The following is an 18,088-nucleotide window of genomic DNA, read 5'->3' as shown; positions in this document are numbered from 1 at the left end:
CCTTAGTCGAATAGGTACCTTGCGGTACTACGAGGCAAAAAACCCGGCGCCAAGGCCGGGTTCATGTGCAAAAAGCGAGTGTGATGTTCCAGACGTTAGCCCGAGAGTTGATCTGTGAACGTTGCTGTCGAGCCAGGCGCCGTGATGCGCCATAGCAAGGTTACACCGCGCTAAGGCAACACGGCCCGGCAGCAATGGTCAACACTGTGCAGCCAGCTTCTGGGGGCACCACCCTAGCGTGGGAAGGCTGGCGGGTTGACCTTGGCGATGTCTTCCATCACACGCACCACCTGGCAGCTGTAGCCGAACTCGTTGTCGTACCACACGTACAACACCACACGGTTGTCGTTGACGATGGTCGCCTGGGCATCGACCACGCCGGCATAACGGGAACCTACGAAGTCGGTGGACACCACTTCGGTCGAGTCAACGTAGTCGATCTGCTTGGACAGCTCCGAATGCAAGGCGGTGTCGCGCAGGTACTCGTTGAGTTCTTCGCGGGTGGTGGGCTTGTCCAGGTTGAGGTTCAGGATAGCCATCGACACGTTCGGCGTGGGCACGCGAATGGCGTTGCCGGTCAGCTTGCCCTCCAGTTCCGGAAGGGCCTTGGCCGCGGCGGTAGCGGCGCCCGTTTCGGTCAGCACCATGTTCAGCGCGGCACTACGGCCCCGGCGTGAGCCCTTGTGGAAGTTGTCGATCAGGTTCTGGTCGTTGGTGTACGAGTGAACGGTTTCAACGTGGCCGTTGGTGATGCCGAACTTGTCGTTGACGGCCTTGAGTACCGGCACGATGGCGTTGGTGGTGCAAGAGGCGGCCGAGATGATGCGGTCATCATCATTGATGATGCCGTGGTTGATGCCGTGCACGATATTCTTGAGCTTGCCCTTGCCCGGTGCGGTCAGCACCACGCGGCCCACGCCCGGGCAGGCCAGGTGCTGGCCCAGGCCCTCGGCGTCGCGCCACACGCCGGTGTTGTCGACCACCAGGGCGTTTTCGATGCCGTACTGGGTGTAATCGACGTCGGCCGGGCTCTTGGCGTAGATCACCTGAATCAGGTTACCGTTGACGTTGAGTGTGTTGTCTTCTTCATTGGCCAGGATAGTGCCTTCGAAGGTACCGTGCACCGAGTCGCGGCGCAGCAGGCTGGCGCGCTTGGACAGGTCGTCCTTCGAGCCTTGGCGCACGACGATCGCGCGCAGGCGCAGGCCGTCGCCGCCCCCGGTTTTCTCGATCAGGATACGCGCCAGCAACCGGCCGATGCGGCCGAAACCATAGAGCACCACGTCTTGGCCCTTGCGCACGCCCACCGTGGTGGTCTGCTTGCCCACCACGTCGGCCAATTCATCACGCACGAATTGTTCGGCGTTGCGGCCGTTGCCTTCGGCCTTGAATTTTTCCACCAGCTTGCCCAAGTCGACGGAAGCCGCACCGAGCTTGAGTTCGCTCATGGCCTTGAGCAGCGCAAACGTCTCGTGCACCGAGAGCTCGTTTTCGTCAGCCTGGCGGTGGCGAGCATAACGGTGAGCCTTGAGGATTTGAATCACGGAACGGTTGATCAGGCTACGGCCATAAATCGAGCTCACCACGTTATTGTTGCGGTAGAGCTGACCAATGATCGGAATCATTGCTTCGGCGAGCGCTTCACGGTCAATCCATTCACCAAGGCACTGGTCGGGCTTCTGAGTCACGGGGAACCTTCCACATGTAGGGGATGAAAAACAGGGCTACATTATGACTTCGCCCATCCTTGAATAGCAACGCACCGCTGCCACCACGGCGCCATAGACCACGGCGCCGGGGTGCAAGTTCAGCGCAGCGATGCGGGGCCTGACAGCTGGCACTCCCCGCCGTTATGATTGTCGATTGTTCATTCCCGCCCGTTTGCTTGCCAGGAGTGTTATCCGACCGTGCCCGTATTGCACCTTCCCGCCCTACCCACCGCTGCCGCGGCCGCCGCTAACGGCAAACAGACTTGGGCCGGCCTGCATGGCGCGGCCTTGCCGCTGGCCGTGGCCGAAGCCGCGAGCGGCGCGGGGCGCTTCACCCTGTTGCTGACCGCCGACAGCCAGAGCGCCGACCGCCTGGAGCAGGAGCTGCGCTTTTTCGCGCCGAACCTTCCGGTGCTGCATTTTCCCGATTGGGAAACGTTGCCCTACGACCTGTTCTCGCCACACCAGGACATCGTCTCACAACGCATCGCCAGCCTTTATCGCCTGCCCGAACTGGCCCACGGCATTTTGGTAGTCCCGATCACCACTGCCCTACATCGGCTGGCGCCGACTCAGTTTCTACTGGGCAGCAGCCTGGTGTTGGACGCTGGGCAAAAACTTGATGTAGACGCTATGAGAACCCGGCTGGAGGCGGCAGGCTACCGGTATGTCGACACGGTTTACGAGCACGGCGAATTCACCGTGCGCGGCGCGCTGATCGACCTGTTCCCCATGGGTAGCCGACTGCCGTACCGCATCGACCTGTTCGACGACGAAATCGAAACCCTGCGCACCTTCGACCCGGAAACCCAACGCTCTATCGACAAGGTTGACTCGGTGCGCTTGTTGCCGGCCCGTGAATTCCCGCTGCAAAAAGACGCAGTGACGCGTTTCAAGGCCCGCTTTCGCGAACGTTTCGATGTCGATTTCCGCCGTAGCCCGATCTTTCAGGACCTCAACAGCGGCATCACCCCTGCCGGCATCGAGTACTACCTACCGCTGTTCTTCGACGCCACCGCCACGCTGTTCGATTACCTGCCGGCCAATACCCAGGTGTTCTCCCTGCCCGGTATCGAGGCGGCCGCGGAGCAATTCTGGAGCGATGTGCGCGGGCGTTTCGAAGAACGCCGTATCGACCCATTGCGCCCATTGCTGCCGCCGGCCGAGCTGTTTTTGCCGGTCGAAGACTGCTTTGCCCGGCTCAAGGCTTGGCCACGGGTGGTGGTCAGCCGTGAGCCGGGCCCGGCCCAAGTGAGCTTCCCCAGCGAACCGCTGCCGAACCTGGCCATCGAGGCCAAGGCCGCACAGCCGCTGGGGGCATTGGCCGGCTTCCTCGACCAGTTCCCCGGCCGGGTGCTATTTACCGCCGAAACCGCCGGGCGCCGCGAGGTACTGCTCGAACTGCTCGAACGCTTGAAACTGCGCCCCCAAGTGGTCGAGGGTTGGGAGGCGTTCGTCGCGAGCGACGCGCGCCTGGCCATCACCATAGCCCCCCTCGAAGAAGGCTTGTGCCTGACCGAGCCTGCATTGGCGCTGGTGGCCGAGAGCCCGTTGTTCGGCCAGCGGGTCATGCAGCGCCGCCGCCGCGACAAGCGCAACGACGGCGCCAACGACGCGGTGATCAAGAACCTTACCGAATTGCGCGAAGGCGCCCCGGTGGTACACATCGACCATGGCGTGGGCCGCTACCTGGGCCTGGCCACCCTGGAAATCGACCATCAAGTGGCCGAGTTCCTGACCTTGGAGTACGCCGAGCACGCCAAGCTCTATGTGCCGGTGGCCAACCTGCATCTGATTGCCCGTTACACCGGTGCCGACGACGCCCTGGCGCCGCTGCACCGGCTCGGCTCCGAAGCCTGGCAGAAGGCCAAACGCAAAGCCGCCGAACAGGTGCGCGATGTGGCCGCCGAGTTGCTCGACATCTATGCCCGCCGCGGGGCGCGCAAGGGCCATGCGTTCACCGACCCGGCGCTGGACTATGCAACGTTCAGCGCAGGCTTTGCCTTCGAGGAAACCCCCGACCAGCAAACGGCTATCGAAGCGGTACGCGCCGACATGCTCGCGCCCAAGCCGATGGACCGGTTGATATGCGGTGATGTGGGCTTCGGCAAAACCGAGGTGGCGATGCGTGCCGCCTTCATCGCCGTACACAGCGGCCGCCAAGTGGCCGTGCTGGTGCCCACCACCCTGCTCGCCCAGCAGCATTACAACAGCTTTCGCGACCGGTTCGCCGACTGGCCGGTGCGGGTAGAAGTGATGAGCCGCTTCAAATCGGCCAAAGAGGTCGACGCGGCGGTAGCGGAGTTGGCCGAAGGCAAGATCGACATCGTGATCGGCACCCACAAACTGCTGTCGGGCGATGTGAAGTTCAACGACCTGGGCTTGGCCATCATCGACGAAGAACACCGCTTCGGCGTGCGCCAGAAAGAACAGCTCAAGGCCCTGCGCAGCGAGGTGGATATCCTCACCCTGACCGCCACGCCCATCCCGCGCACACTGAACATGGCGATGGCCGGCATGCGCGACCTGTCCATCATCGCCACGCCGCCCGCCCGGCGGCTGTCGGTGCGCACCTTCGTGATGGAGCAGAACAACAGCACCATCAAGGAAGCCCTGCTGCGCGAGCTGCTGCGCGGCGGGCAGGTGTACTTTTTACACAACGATGTGAAAACCATCGATAAATGCGCCGCAGACCTTGCGCAGCTGGTGCCGGAGGCACGCATCGGCATCGGCCACGGGCAGATGCGCGAACGCGACCTGGAACAGGTGATGAGCGATTTCTACCACAAGCGCTTCAACGTGTTGGTGGCCTCGACCATTATCGAAACCGGCATCGACGTGCCCAGCGCCAACACCATCATCATCGAGCGCGCCGACAAATTCGGCCTGGCACAATTGCACCAACTGCGCGGCCGCGTAGGGCGCAGCCACCACCAGGCCTATGCGTACCTGCTCACCCCGCCACGCCAGGCCATTACCGCGGATGCGGAAAAACGCCTGGAAGCCATCGCCAATACCCAAGACCTGGGGGCGGGTTTCGTGCTGGCCACCAACGATTTGGAGATCCGCGGTGCCGGCGAACTGTTGGGTGAGGGCCAGAGCGGGCAGATTCAGGCGGTAGGGTTCACCCTCTACATGGAAATGCTCGAACAGGCGGTCAAGGCCATCCAAAAAGGCGAGCAGCCTAACCTGGAACAGCCGCTGGGCGGTGGCCCGGACATCAACCTGCGGGTGCCGGCACTGATTCCCGACGATTACCTGCCCGACGTGCATGCCCGGCTGATTCTCTACAAGCGCATCGCCTCGGCCCGCGACGAAGAGGCGCTAAAAGACCTGCAAGTAGAAATGATCGACCGCTTTGGCCTGTTGCCAGAGCCGACCAAGCACCTGATCCGCCTGACCTTGCTCAAGCTGAAGGCTGAACAACTGGGCATCGTCAAGATCGATGCCGGCCCCCAGGGCGGGCGCTTGGAATTCGGCTCGCAAACGCCGGTGGACCCACTGGTGCTGATCAAGCTGATCCAAGGCCAGCCGAACCGCTATAAATTCGAAGGGGCTACCCTGTTCAAGTTCAGCGTGCCGATGGAGCGCGCCGAAGAGCGCTTCAATACGCTCGAGGCGCTGCTCGAGCGCCTGGAAGCGAAAGCCGCTTGAGGCCGCGCCATGGTGAATGACAGCCTGCTGGCCCTCGCCCCACCCAATGTGCCGCAGCCACGGTTGTGGCTGGGCAGCGTCGAGTTCAGCGCCTTCGAACCGCGTAATGGGCGCATGCAGCGCCAGGTGCAGCACCGCGCGGCCCTGGCGTTCGGCTACGGCGGGCATTTCGTGCACGCCACCCAGCCGGGGCCGATGGTGCAGGACGAGCATGGCCAGCGCCAACGTGTGGCACGCCAGGCCAGCCGCGAACGGCAGTTGCGCGAGCAACTGCTGGGCCTGGGCTTCAAGGTGGCCACCCGGCAAAGCAAGGCCCTGCCAGAAAGCGCCGGCGAACTGTTCGAACTGGCCGGCGAAAGCGCCTGGCTGCGCTTCATGCAAAGCGACGCCCCGGCGCTGCGGGCGCAGGGCTGGCAGATCGAATACGCCGAGAACTTCGCCTTTGACCTGGAGCCGGTGCAAGACTGGTACGCCGTGGTGGACGAAAGCCCGGCGCGCGATTGGTTCGACTTGGAAGTGGGCATCGTGGTGGGCGGCCAGCGCCTGAGCCTGCTGCCGATATTGCTTAACGTACTGCGCCAGCACCCCGAATGGCTTCGCCCCCAGCACCTGGCGCGGCGCCGCGACGACGAGCAGCTGCTGGTGCCGCTGCCGGCCAACGCGAATGGCCGGGCCAAGCAGGTGGCCCTGCCCTATGGCCGGCTCAAGCCGGTGCTGGCGGCGCTGGGCGATGTGTACACCCTCAAGGGCAGCGAACAGCGGGTGCGCCTGGCCACGCCGGATGCCAGCCAGTTGCAAGCGCTCGGCGGCCTGCCGCTGCAGTGGCAAGGGGGCGAACGCCTGCGCCGTTTCGCCGAGCGCCTACGTGGCTGCCCGCGCCACGAAGTAGCACAACCGGGTGCGCTGCGCGCCACGCTGCGTGGCTACCAGTTGGAGGGGCTGAACTGGATGCAGACCCTGCGCGAGCTGGAAGTCGGTGGCGTGCTGGCCGACGACATGGGCCTGGGCAAAACCCTGCAGGCCCTGGCACATGTGCTGTGCGAACAACAGGCCGGGCGCCTCGACCACCCCGCGATGGTGGTGATGCCTACCAGCCTGGTACCTAACTGGCTCGACGAAGCCGCGCGTTTCGCACCGTCGCTGCGGGTGTTGGCGCTGCAAGGCAGTGGCCGGAAGAAGTACTTCGATCGCCTGGGCCATTACGACCTGCTGCTGACCACCTACGCCCTGTTGCCCAAAGACATCGAGCAAATCGCCGGGCTCAAGCTGCATGTACTGATCCTCGACGAGGCGCAATATATCAAGAGCCCTGGCAGCAAGGCCGCGCAGGCGGCACGCCGGTTCAAGGCGCGGCAACGGCTGTGCCTGACGGGCACACCCCTGGAAAACCACCTGGGCGAGCTGTGGTCGCTGTTTCACTTCCTGATGCCTGGCTGGCTGGGCGATGCCAAAACCTTCGCCGCCCAGTACCGGGTTCCGATCGAACGCCACGACGATGAACAGCGCCTGGCCCACTTGAACCGGCGTATCAAGCCGTTTTTGCTGCGGCGCACCAAGGAGCAGGTCGCCACCGAGCTCCCGGCCAAGACCGAGATCATCCAATGGGTAGAACTCAATAATGCCCAACGCGACCTCTATGAAACGGTGCGCCTGGCCATGGACCGCAAAGTGCGGGAACAGATCCAGCGCAGCGGCATTGCGCGCAGCCAGATCATCATCCTCGAAGCGCTGCTCAAGCTGCGCCAGGTGTGCTGCGACCTACGCCTGGCCGGCGAAACACCGGCGCGGGGCAGCTCCTCGGGCAAGCTCGACAGCCTCATGGAGATGATCGAGCGCCTGGCCAGCGAGGACCGGCGAATTCTATTGTTTTCACAGTTCACCTCAATGCTGTCGTTGATCGAAGCCGAACTGACCGCGCGCGGCATCGATTACGCCCTGCTCACCGGCGCGACCCGCGACCGCCGTGCACCGGTCACGGCCTTCCAGGAAGGCCGCAAGCGGATTTTTTTAATCAGCCTGAAGGCCGGCGGCGTGGGGCTGAACCTGACCGCCGCCGACACGGTGATCCACTATGACCCGTGGTGGAACCCGGCCGCCGAACAGCAAGCCACCGACCGCGCCTACCGCATTGGCCAGAACAAACCGGTGTTCGTGTACAAGCTGATCACCCGTGGCACGGTGGAAGAAAAAATAGCCCAATTGCAAAAGGAAAAATCCGCGCTCGCCGCCGGTGTGCTGGGTGGCGGCCGCGCCGGAGATTGGCGCTGGCAGCCGGAAGACATCGAAGCGTTGTTCGAACCGTTACCAGGGGTTAGCCCGCTGAGCTAAAGCTGCAAGCTCAAAGCCACTGGGCTTGCAGCGCGGGGCAAGGTCTTATTGGCCGGTCCACTCCGCCACACGGGCGGGGTTCGCGGCCACCCAATCCTTGGCGGCGGCTTCAGGCGTCTTGCCCTGTTGGATGGCAACCATTACGCCGCCGATCTCGGCTTTGTCTTTCCACTGAAACTTCTTCAGGAACGCCACCACCTCGGGGGCCTTGCCTTCCAAGTCTTTGCTGCCGATGCTGTCGACGTGCTCGGCACCGCCGTACACGCCCTTGGGGTCGTCCAGAAAGCGCAAGCTCGGCTTTTTGTCTTCGCCGTTATAAGTGCCGAATATCCAATGCGGTACCCAGCCGGTCACCGCGATAGATTTATTGGCCTTGATAGCATGGGCCAATGCGACGGTCATGCCGGCGCCAGAGCTGGCGACCAGCGTGTAGCCGCTCAGGCCGTAGTCCTTGATCGCCTGGTCGGTTTTGAGCATCACACCAGCACCGGCGTCGATGCCGAAGATCTTGCCGTCGAAGCTTTTGTCATCCTTGAGGTCTTCGATGCTCTTGGCCTTGACGTAATCAGGCACGATCAAGCCGATCTTGGCATCGTTGAAATTGGCGCCATAGTCCACCACATCGTTACCGTACTCTTCCCAGTACTTTCCGTGGGTGTTTGGCAGCCACGCCGAGAGCATGGCGTCGAGCTTGCGGGCGGCGACCGCCTGCCACATGATGCCGGCGGCCAGCGCGGTGGGCTTGACGTCATAGCCAAGCTTTTGCTTGATGATTTCAGCCGCGACGAAGGTGGTGGCCACGCTGTCCGACCAGCCGTCTACATAGCCGATCTGCAACTGTTCCTTGGCCTGGGCGAAGGTGGCGCTCATGGCCACCACCAGGGCGGCGCCCGCGCCTAGAATACGTCCGTATTTCATGCATGACTCCCCGAAAAGGCTGGGCTCGACCAGGTCGAGCGTGAAGTGATGTTTTATTGGTTGTGTGGTTGCCAGTGATACTGCCGTTGCGATCATCGGCTGGGCGCCAGCGGCGGCCTGATCCCTTTGCGACCTCTAGGCAGCCGCTAACGACACCCGTACCGTAGCTGTTGAGCGCGCCGCAAGGCGGGGCGCCGGCCTGCACAACGTCGGGGCCGAAAAACGCCATCGCAATGCGCGGCGCACCGTTTCGGCCCAAGCACCAGGGCGGCGCCACGACAATAAAAGCCGCACCTGCCTCTACATGCCGCTTGGCTATTCGGTGTATCGTTTGTGCAGTAAACCCACCCGCAAAAATATTAAATGGCGCGGGTTGGCAACTCGCCACCAGGGGTGTTGTCTAGTCAGCTGCATTAGCCTCAGGAATATCTTCATCATGCTTCGACCTTTGCGCTTGGCCGCCCTGCTCGGCGGGCTATTGATGAGTGCGCTTACGCTCAGCCCGGCGCAGGCCAGGGACATCGACGCGGCCGGTTACGGTTTCCCCCTGACCAACCCGTTCGAGGCAACCATCGCCACGACCCCGCCAGACCTGCGGCCAAAACTGCCACTGGACGAAGATATCGACCAGGCCGACTACACACTCAATATCCGCCCGGAACGTGAGCTCATCCTGCCAGACAACTTTTGGGCGGTGAAAAAGCTGCGTTATCGCTTGGCCAAACAGGACCACGCTGCCCCGCTGATCTTTCTCATTGCCGGTACCGGCGCGGCCTATAACAGCGCTATCAATGAATTCCTGAAAAAACTGTTCTGGCAAGCCGGCTACCACGTGGTGCAGTTGTCTTCGCCCACCAGCTTCGATTTCATCAGCGCCGCTTCGCGCTTTGCCACCCCTGGCATCACCAGCGACGACGCCGAAGACCTGTACCGGGTTATGCAGGCGGTGCGCGCACAGCATCCCAAGCTGCCGATCACCGATTTCTACCTTTCCGGTTACAGCCTCGGTGCGCTGGATGCGGCCTTCGTCAGCAAGCTCGATGAAACCCGCCGCAGTTTCAACTTCAAGAAGGTGCTGCTGCTCAACCCACCGGTAAACCTCTATACCTCCATCAACAACCTCGACAAGCTGGTGCAAACCCGCGTCAAGGGCATCGACAGCTCCACCACGTTTTATGAGCTGGTATTGAGCAAGTTGACGCGCTACTTCCAGCAAAAGGGCTACATCGACCTCAACGACGCCTTGTTGTATGACTTTCAAGAGTCCAAGCAACATCTGTCGAACGAGCAGTTGGCCATGCTGATCGGTGTATCGTTCCGCTTTTCGGCCGCCGACATTGCGTTCACCTCCGACCTGATCAACCGCCGCGGCCTGATCACCCCGGTGAAATACCCGATCCGCGAAGGTACCAGCCTCACGCCGTTCATGCGCCGGGCGCTGCAATGCGACTTCGACTGCTACATGACCGAGCAAGTGATACCCATGTGGCGCGCCCGCACCGACGGCGGCAGCGTGCTGCAATTGATCGACCAGGTCAGCCTTTATGCGCTGAAGGATTACTTGCACAGCAACAGCAAGATCGCCGTGATGCACAACGCCGATGATGTGATCCTGGGCCCCGGCGACCTGAATTTTCTACGCAAGACCTTCGGCGACCGCCTGACCGTCTACCCCTTCGGCGGCCATTGCGGCAACCTCAATTACCGCGTCAACGCCGACGCCATGCTGGAGTGGTTCCGTGGCTAAGAAATACCTTCTCCTGGCCGCCTTGTCGTTCACAGGCGTAGCCCATGCAGCACAGCCGCCCAGCACGGCCACGGACCCAGATGGGTTCAAGGAACCGCTTAAGCAGTTGAACTTCAACCCTGGGCTGGACCAACGCGAGTTCGAGCGCTCTACCCTAAGCGCCCTCGAAGTGTACGACCCGCTGGAGTCGTGGAACCGGCGCGTATACCACTTCAATTATCGCTTCGACGAATGGGTGTTTCTGCCGGTGGTGCAAGGGTACCAGTTCATCACCCCGCGCTTCGTGCGCAGCGGTGTGAGTAACTTCTTCAGCAACCTGGGCGATGTGACCAATTTGCTGAACGCGGCCTTACAGCTCAAGGGCAAGCGTTCGCTGCAAGTCGGTGGGCGCTTGGTGGTTAACACCACATTGGGGATTGCCGGGCTGTGGGACCCGGCCACCAAGCTCGGCTTGCCCAAGCAGAACGAAGACTTCGGCCAAACCCTGGGCTATTACGGCGTACCCAACGGCCCCTACATCGTGCTGCCGATCTTCGGCCCATCGAACTTGCGCGATACCACCGGCCTGTTGACCGACTATGGCGGCGAAGCACAAATCAACTTCCTCAATGTGTCGCAAGAAAGCGGCCGGCACCCGGAAATCATTGTGTTGCGCGGCATCGATAAGCGCTATACCACAAGCTTCCGCTATGGCCAGCTCAACTCGCCGTTCGAATACGAAAAAGTACGCTACGTGTACACCGAGTCGCGCAAACTGCAGATCGCGGAATAACCTGCATGCCCGGGACCTATCCAATGCCTTGATCGGTCCCGGGCAAAAAACTGACCCATCCCTGCCTCATTCCGGCTTAGCATGGCGCCGATACCGTGACCTGATCGGAGCCTGTTTCATGACGTTGCGAATTGTTCTTGACGAACACCTTGGCCAAGCGGCTTCCGACGGCGCTGGCGTGCGCCTGACCCGAGTGTTCGGCGGCCCGGGCCCGGAGCGTTTCGACCCATTCCTGATGCTGGACGAGTTCGGCTCGGAAAACCCCGACGACTACATCGCGGGCTTCCCGCCCCACCCCCACCGTGGGTTCGAAACCGTGACCTACATGCTCGAAGGGCGCATGCGCCATGAGGACCACATGGGTAACGTGGGCCTGCTGGCCAGCGGTGGTGTGCAATGGATGACCGCGGCAGGCGGGGTGGTGCACAGCGAAATGCCGGAACAAGAAGAAGGCACCATGCGCGGTTTTCAGCTATGGCTGAACTTGCCGGCCAGCGCCAAGTTGGGGCCGGCAAGCTACCGCGATATCCCGCCGGCGCAGCTACCGCGCGTGCGCTTGGAAAACGGCATCGAGGTGATCGTGATCGCCGGTCGGTTTCAGGCGGGCGGTGTGGACCAGCTTGGCGCCGTGCAACGCCCGGGGACCGAGCCGCACTACTTCGACCTGCACCTGCCGGCGGGTACCGCCGTGGCGCCGAAGATACCCGACGGGCACCGGGTGCTGCTGTACGTGTACGACGGCAGCGTAACCCTCGACGGCCACCCGCAGCCAGTGGGCGCGGGGCGCCTGTTGCGCCTGGGTGAGCACGGTGAGGTGAATTTAAGCAGCGCCAGCGGCGGCAAACTATTGTTGATCGCGGGCCGGCCGTTGAACGAGCCCATCGTGCAATATGGGCCCTTCGTGATGAACAGCCACGAAGAGATCGAGCAGGCCCTGAGCGATTTACGCCGTGGCCAACTGGTGAGGTAGCCGCCCCGCTGCGCTGGGCGCTTCGCTACGAGGGTTCTGGGGCTGAAAAAGGTCAGGCGTTGCGTGCCGCCAACAGCCGGACCAGGTCCTGCACCGTGCCTCTGAGCAGGTCGATGGCGTCGGGGCTAAGGTCCAAACCGGCGGCGAGGGTTTCCGGCACGCGCTGCGCCGCCTCGCGCAGCGCCCGGCCGGCGGCCGTGAGCTCGACCAGCACACGGCGTTCGTCTTGGGCATCGCGCTGGCGGCTGATCAGCCCAGCGCTTTCCATGCGTTTGAGCAGTGGTGTGAGGGTGCCGCTGTCCAGATACAACTTGCCGCCCAATACACCGACGCTCTGCGGGGAGTCCTCCCAAAGCGCCAGCATCACCAGGTACTGTGGATAGGTCAGCCCGATCGCGTCCAGCACCGGCCGGTACATCCGGTTCAGCAGGTTCGAGGCGGCATAAAGCGGGAAACACACTTGCCGGTCGAGGCGCAGCGGGTCTTCCGGCACGCGCCCCCGGGCTGGCTTGCCTTTACTCATTTAGTGCGGTTGGCATTGCGGACACTCGGCCACGGGGCAGAACCCTCCGGCGCAGCCCGGGCCCTTTAGAAGGCTGGCGCCAATGGTGAACAATTGCTGCGGCACAGGCGTTTTCGGCCACGCAAAGCAGTGTGGGCGAATGATACCGCGGTGAATTTTATTTTTGCCAATTTGTTTTATCGCCCGCGGGCTCTTGCGTTTTATCACTCACGGGCACTTGAGGCGCACCCGAAAAGCGACACACCGGGCCATATCCAGCGCCGGCGCCTCAGCCAAGGCTCGCCCCTACCACGTGCCCCAGGCCGTAGGTGAGTGCGGCGGCAGCCGCGCCAATACCGAGCTGGCGCAGCGCCGATAGGGCGACCGGGCGGCCGGTGAACAGGCTGGTGGCCGCGCCGATGCCGAGCAACGCCAAGCCGCTCAGCACCACGCTGGTGGCGAACGCAGCGGGCCCACCCAAGAACAGGAAAGGCACCACTGGGAACAGCGCACCGAAGGCGAACAGCCCAAAGGAAGCCGCCGCCGCGACCCATGGCGACCCGCCCGGTTCACTGGGGTCGATGCCGAGTTCCTCACGGGCGACCGACTCCAGCGCATCCTCAGGTACGGTGAACAGCTTGTTGACGAAACGCTGCGAGGCCGCATCGTCCAGGCCCTTCCAGCGGCAGATCACCATCAGGTCCTGCCGCTCGATATCCGGCACTTGTTCAATGGCGGTGGCGACGGTTTCGATCTGGCGCAGCGCCATCTCCCGTGCGCTGCTGACCGACAGCCACTCGCCCATGGCCATTGAACAGGCACCGGCGATCAGCCCGGCGAGGCCGGTCAACACAATGGTGCGCTCGCCCGCTGCCGCCCCCACTATACCCAGCACCAGGCTCAGGTTGGAGACGAGGCCATCGTTGGCGCCCAACACGGCGGCGCGCAGGGCGTTACCGCCGCCGTGCCGGCGGCGGCCCTCGATCATGCTGAGCGTACCGCCGGGCAACCCGCCAGCCTCCATGGCTGCCGCCTGGACGATGCGCGCATGGCCATATTCGTCTTTTGGCATGCCTGCAGCGACGGCATCCGGCTCACCATCGTAGCCGTGGCTCTCGGCGACCTCGATTCGTGCCAGGTAAGGCAGCACCGCAGCCGCGCCAAAACGCCGTGCCACCCAGGCCAGAAACCGGGCGCGTAGGCCAGGCCTGACCTTGAGCGGGGCGCCCGCCCGCTCCAGGCGCGCGCGCCAGAATTCGGCGTGGCGGGCCTCTACCGTAGCGAGCCGACGGAACACCTCGCTGACGTTGCGATCGCCCTCGGAATGCGCCAACGCGCGGTAAATGCAGGCTGCATCAACCTCACCACGTAGATAGGCGCGCATACTGGGGATGTCATTGCTGGCGGCCGGCGGGTCGCCTTGTATCTGGGTCATGAGTCGCTCCTGGAAACTGCTTTTCCATCCACCCTCCCCGGCGGGTGCGAGGCTCTGCACGGGGCTTCTTATCAAGCGCCGCACGGGTGGCCGAGAACGGAGCAACCATCATGCCATGGCCTTCGGCCGAGCGTGTGGCCATGTGGATGGCCACACAGTACTTCACTGCCCGGCACACCCTCGAACACCGGCTGATAGACCGGGCTACAGGCGCGGGGGCCCGAAGCGGCCCAGTGGGGTGTTAGCGAGTACTGACTGCGATCGCAACCTCGACATTCCCTCGCACCGCGTTCGAATACGGGCACACTGCGTGCGCGGCCTCAACGATCGCCTCGGCGGTCGCTGAGTCCAGGTTGGCGACCGCCACGTCCAGCCCTACCGCGAGCTTGAAGCCCCCGTTGCCGTCGGGCAACAAGGACACCGTTGCAACCACTTCAACGTCATTGTCGGCGATTTCGACCTTCTTGCCGCGGGCGACATGCAGCACCGCGTTCTCAAAGCAGGCAGCGTAGCCGGCGGCAAACAACTGTTCCGGGTTCGTCGCGCCGCCCTTGCCGCCCAGGCCCGCGGGCAGCGCCAGTGAAAGGTCGAGCAGGTCATCATCGCTGCGCACATGGCCGGCACGGCCGCCGATGGCGGTGACTTTGGTGGTGTAAAGAGGCTTACTCATGGTGATTGCTCCCAGGGTGGAGGTGCCCGCCCAAATGGCGGCCCGAAGCCGGCGCAAGGCAGGGCTGTGTGATAGTTTGGGATTATTATTTTACACAATTATATTGTTTGCAATTTAATTCAGCGAATGTTGCCCAGTGTGCTCGAGCCGAGGTACTCCGAGAAAGGCGGCGATACGGGCCACCGCTGGTGGGGCATAAGGTGGCCGACGCCGCGATCGGTGGCGCCTAGTGTAGTGCCTGAGAGGTTCGCACAAGCATTGGCGCCTGCATTTTATTGTCGGGAAAGGCGCAGTGGCTCCTCCCAGCAGGATTATGGAGGGCAGGGGCAACGCAGCCAGGCAAACGCAAGCCAGCCTCAAAACGGTGCGGCTAATATCTGAGGCGCCACCGACACCTGCCGAATGCGGCCTACATCTGCAGCACCGCGCGGCCAACGATCTTGCCGGCGGCGAGGTCTTCGAACGCCTGCATGGCGTCCTCGAACGGGTAGCGGCGCACGATCGGCTTGATCCGCTGCTGCCGGGCCAATGCCACCAGCTCTACCAGGTCTTGGTAGGTGCCGCTGTAGGGCCGGGTGATCGAAGCACCCCAAGGCAGATACTGCGCGGCGTGGCGCGCCTCGAACGGCAACGTACCCTCGCCCAGGCCAGGCACCCTGATCGCCCCGTAGCGCGCGACCACCCCAGCCGCCAGGCGCAGCGTGGCATCGATGCCGACGAAGTCCAGCACCACCTGGGCGCCCTGGCCGCCGGTGAAATCGAGAATGCGTTGTTCAAGGTCCGCGGCGTCGGCCGGCAGCGCCAGGTCCACCGAGCCCTCCACCGCCTGCAGCGCCGCCGGCTTGCCGTCGATGGCGACGATACGCGCGGCGGTCAGGGCCCGGGCGATCTGCACGCCCAAGTTGCCGAGCCCACCGAGGCCGATGATCACTAGGGTACTGCCGGGCACCAGCAGGTCGCGGGTGGCATGGATCGAGTGGTAAGGCACCAACGCCGCGTCCGGCAGGACCGCGGCCACGGCAGGGTCTAGCCCGTCGGCCGCAATCAAGGTGCGCGCCGGCACCGCAACGTATTCGGCCATCCCGCCGTTCACGCTAACGCCCGGTGTGGGGGGCGAGGCCAGCCGCCCGGTAGTACGGCGGCAGGCATTTTGCCGGCCGGCGACGCATTCGGGACAGGCCCCGCACGACCAGCAGGGGTGGACAATGGCGGCATCGCCCGGCGCCCAGCCGGTCACCCCCTCGCCCACGCTGTCGACGATGCCGGCAATCTCATGGCCAAGCACCAAACCCGCCGGGAACAGCGAGGTTTCTTCATGCTGGATGCTGATGTCGGTATGGCACAGCCCAGCCGCGGTCACCTTGAGCAGCACTTCCCCAGCCGCCGGCTTGGGTTGTGGCAGGTCACGCAGTTCGACGACCGTGGGCCGCACCAATTGAATGGCTTTCATGTAGGAACCTTTTGCGAGCAGTCAAGGGGGTGGGAAAACCAGGCCTCGGCCAATAGGCGCAACGAACGCTGGCGGTCGGCTGGGTCGTAAGCGTAGGTCATCGCGATCAATTCGTCGGCGCCGGTGAACTGCACGAACTCCCGCAACGCCTGGCAGGCCGTGGCGGGGCTGCCGACAGCTCTGACCCGAAAGGTCGCGTCGGCGAAAGCGCGCACATGGGCCGGCATCAGTTCGGGGGCCACGGGCGGTTGCAGCTTGCGCCGATGGCCAGACCTCACGTCATAAATCATTTGTTGCGCGGTGGTCCACAACCGTTCGGCCTCGGCATCGGTAGGCGCGATCATCACGTTGATCCCAGCCATCACGTACGGCCGCGACACCTGGGCCGTCGGTGCCGAGGCATCGAACTGGCCCCGATACACCTGCAGCACCCGCGGCAGGTCGTCCGGCGCGAAATGTGACGCGACCACGAACGGCAGGCCCAGTTGTGCCGCCACCCGCGCACCTTCAACACTGGACCCGAGTATCCACATGGGCACATGGGTGGCCGTCGCGATACCACCGCGAATCGGCTGGCTGTCGGCCACGCCGGAGTCACTGAACCAGCCTGCCAGGTCGCGCACATTGCGGCTGAAGCTGCCGGGGTCATCACCGGAGCGGCCGAGTACGCGCGCGGTCACCGAGTCGGTCCCCGGCGCCCGCCCCAGGCCGAGGTCGACCCGCCCGGGGAAGAACCGCGCAAGCGTACCGAACGCCTCGGCCACGTGCAGCGGGGCGTGGTTGGGCAGCATGATGCCACCGGCGCCGACGCGGATACGCTGGGTCAGCTCTGCCGCGCGGGCGATCAGGATCGCCGTGGCGCTGGACCCCAGTTCTGGCGTGTTGTGATGCTCGGCGTACCACAGCCGGTGAAACCCGAGGCTATCGGCCAACTGCGCCAATTCCATGGAGGCCTTCAGTGCATCGTCCAGCGTCGCGCCTTCGGTGACGTGCACCAAATCCAGAACGCTGATGGGAGTTGTCAATGCCATTGTGGTTACCTCATTGCACGCCGCGCCAGGCCAGGGTACCACCGTCGACCAGGAACACCGCGCCGGTGGAAAACGACGCCGCGTCCGAGGCGAGAAAACAGACCAGCTTGGCAACCTCTTCAGGTTGCCCCAGGCGCTGGATCAAATGCGGTCCCCACAGGCGTTTCTCTGCCGCCGCGCGGTCGCTGGCCGACGCCACGCTGTGCTGGAGCATCGGCGTCTCGATCGCGCCGGGAGCATAGGCGTTACAACGGATGCCGGCCGGCCCCAGGTCGATGGCGATAGCCTTGGTCAGTTGCGCTACGCCGCCCTTGCTCGCGGCATAGGCTGGCAGCCCAGGATAGCCGACGAAGCTGGCGACCGAGGCGCCATTGACGATGGCCGGGCTGCGTTTGGATTGGCGCAGGTAGGGCGCGGCGAACTTGGTCGCGCGCCAGACCGCCTTCAGGTTGATGTCCATGACCGCATCCCAGGCCTCTTCGGTCAGCTCCTCTACCGACGGCGCCCCCTGGCTAACACCGTCGTCAGTAACACCGGCGTTGTTGACCAATACGTCGATACCGCCGGCCTGCTGCGCGGTTGCTTCGACCATGTGGCGGATCGCGTCGGCGCTGCGCAGGTCGGTTTGGATGAACTGGGCGCGCGCCCCGGCGCGGCGGACCTGCTCCGCTGCGGCCTCGCCTTTGTCGGCCTGTAGGTCGGCCAGCGTCACCCACGCCGCGCCCTGCTTCGCCGCTTCGACCGCGATAGCTTGGCCCAAGCCTTGGGCGGCGCCGGTCACGATCACGATCCTGTCTTCAAGGCTGCTCATTGCCTACCGCTCCGTTGCCGAATCGAACAGAGGTCCAGGGTACGCGCCGGGTTCGGTATGATCCATAATCAATAACCCATATTACTTTACG

The 18,088-nt window shown here is 63.6% G+C and carries 13 protein-coding genes; 5 read left to right on the top strand and 8 right to left on the bottom strand.

Going from position 1 to position 18,088, the window contains the following annotated elements:
* Positions 1–233: 233 nt before the first annotated feature.
* Positions 234–1,688, bottom strand: a complete 1,455-nt coding sequence (locus tag HAQ05_RS08825; RefSeq protein WP_190419511.1) for a glyceraldehyde-3-phosphate dehydrogenase — start codon at positions 1,686–1,688, stop codon at positions 234–236.
* A 219-nt stretch (positions 1,689–1,907) separates the two neighbouring features.
* Between HAQ05_RS08825 and mfd the strand changes: the two genes are divergently transcribed.
* Positions 1,908–5,363 carry a transcription-repair coupling factor gene (gene mfd, locus HAQ05_RS08820; protein WP_190419509.1) on the top strand — a complete coding sequence of 1,152 codons (3,456 nt, stop codon included), beginning with the start codon at positions 1,908–1,910 and terminating at the stop codon, positions 5,361–5,363.
* A gap of 9 nt (positions 5,364–5,372) precedes the next feature.
* Positions 5,373–7,691, top strand: a complete 2,319-nt coding sequence (locus tag HAQ05_RS08815) for a DEAD/DEAH box helicase (RefSeq protein ID WP_190419507.1) — start codon at positions 5,373–5,375, stop codon at positions 7,689–7,691.
* Positions 7,692–7,736: 45 nt separating this feature from the next.
* Here the strand turns inward: HAQ05_RS08815 and HAQ05_RS08810 are convergent, their stop codons facing one another.
* Complete coding sequence (locus HAQ05_RS08810; RefSeq protein ID WP_190419505.1) at positions 7,737–8,609, bottom strand: glycine betaine ABC transporter substrate-binding protein; 873 nt, start codon at positions 8,607–8,609, stop codon at positions 7,737–7,739.
* Between the two features lie 436 nt (positions 8,610–9,045).
* On the opposite strand from HAQ05_RS08810, the gene HAQ05_RS08805 reads away from it, so the two are divergent.
* The 3 genes from HAQ05_RS08805 (at position 9,046) to HAQ05_RS08795 (ending at position 12,098) form a co-directional block, all read left to right on the top strand.
* Positions 9,046–10,356: a type 1 periplasmic-binding domain-containing protein gene (locus HAQ05_RS08805; protein ID WP_190419503.1), complete on the top strand. Its 1,311-nt coding sequence runs from the start codon at positions 9,046–9,048 to the stop codon at positions 10,354–10,356.
* Positions 10,349–11,128, top strand: coding sequence for an MlaA family lipoprotein (locus HAQ05_RS08800; RefSeq protein ID WP_190419501.1), 780 nt, complete (start codon positions 10,349–10,351; stop codon positions 11,126–11,128). Before HAQ05_RS08805 ends, HAQ05_RS08800 begins: the two co-directional genes overlap by 8 nt.
* A gap of 118 nt (positions 11,129–11,246) precedes the next feature.
* Complete coding sequence (locus tag HAQ05_RS08795; RefSeq protein WP_190419499.1) at positions 11,247–12,098, top strand: pirin family protein; 852 nt, start codon at positions 11,247–11,249, stop codon at positions 12,096–12,098.
* 52 nt (positions 12,099–12,150) lie between these two features.
* Here the strand turns inward: HAQ05_RS08795 and HAQ05_RS08790 are convergent, their stop codons facing one another.
* The 6 genes from HAQ05_RS08790 to HAQ05_RS08765 form a co-directional block, all read right to left on the bottom strand.
* Positions 12,151–12,621, bottom strand: coding sequence for a MarR family winged helix-turn-helix transcriptional regulator (locus HAQ05_RS08790; RefSeq protein WP_190419497.1), 471 nt, complete (start codon positions 12,619–12,621; stop codon positions 12,151–12,153).
* Positions 12,622–12,889: 268 nt separating this feature from the next.
* A complete protein-coding gene (locus tag HAQ05_RS08785) occupies positions 12,890–14,035 on the bottom strand; it encodes a VIT1/CCC1 transporter family protein (protein ID WP_202988052.1) in 1,146 nt (381 codons plus the stop codon).
* A gap of 241 nt (positions 14,036–14,276) precedes the next feature.
* A complete protein-coding gene (locus HAQ05_RS08780) occupies positions 14,277–14,705 on the bottom strand; it encodes an organic hydroperoxide resistance protein (protein WP_190419495.1) in 429 nt (142 codons plus the stop codon).
* A 409-nt stretch (positions 14,706–15,114) separates the two neighbouring features.
* Positions 15,115–16,155, bottom strand: coding sequence for an alcohol dehydrogenase catalytic domain-containing protein (locus HAQ05_RS08775; RefSeq protein ID WP_190419493.1), 1,041 nt, complete (start codon positions 16,153–16,155; stop codon positions 15,115–15,117).
* Positions 16,152–17,186, bottom strand: a complete 1,035-nt coding sequence (locus HAQ05_RS08770) for an LLM class flavin-dependent oxidoreductase (protein WP_190419491.1) — start codon at positions 17,184–17,186, stop codon at positions 16,152–16,154. The genes HAQ05_RS08775 and HAQ05_RS08770 overlap by 4 nt, the downstream gene beginning before the upstream one ends.
* A gap of 10 nt (positions 17,187–17,196) precedes the next feature.
* Complete coding sequence (locus tag HAQ05_RS08765; protein WP_190419489.1) at positions 17,197–17,997, bottom strand: SDR family NAD(P)-dependent oxidoreductase; 801 nt, start codon at positions 17,995–17,997, stop codon at positions 17,197–17,199.
* Positions 17,998–18,088: the final 91 nt, after the last annotated feature.

The sequence above is a fragment of the Pseudomonas typographi genome (assembly GCF_014694385.1).
Lineage (GTDB): Bacteria > Pseudomonadota > Gammaproteobacteria > Pseudomonadales > Pseudomonadaceae > Aquipseudomonas > Aquipseudomonas typographi.
Note: the sequence above shows the minus strand (reverse complement) of the source record. Positions and strands in the feature narration are given on the sequence as shown.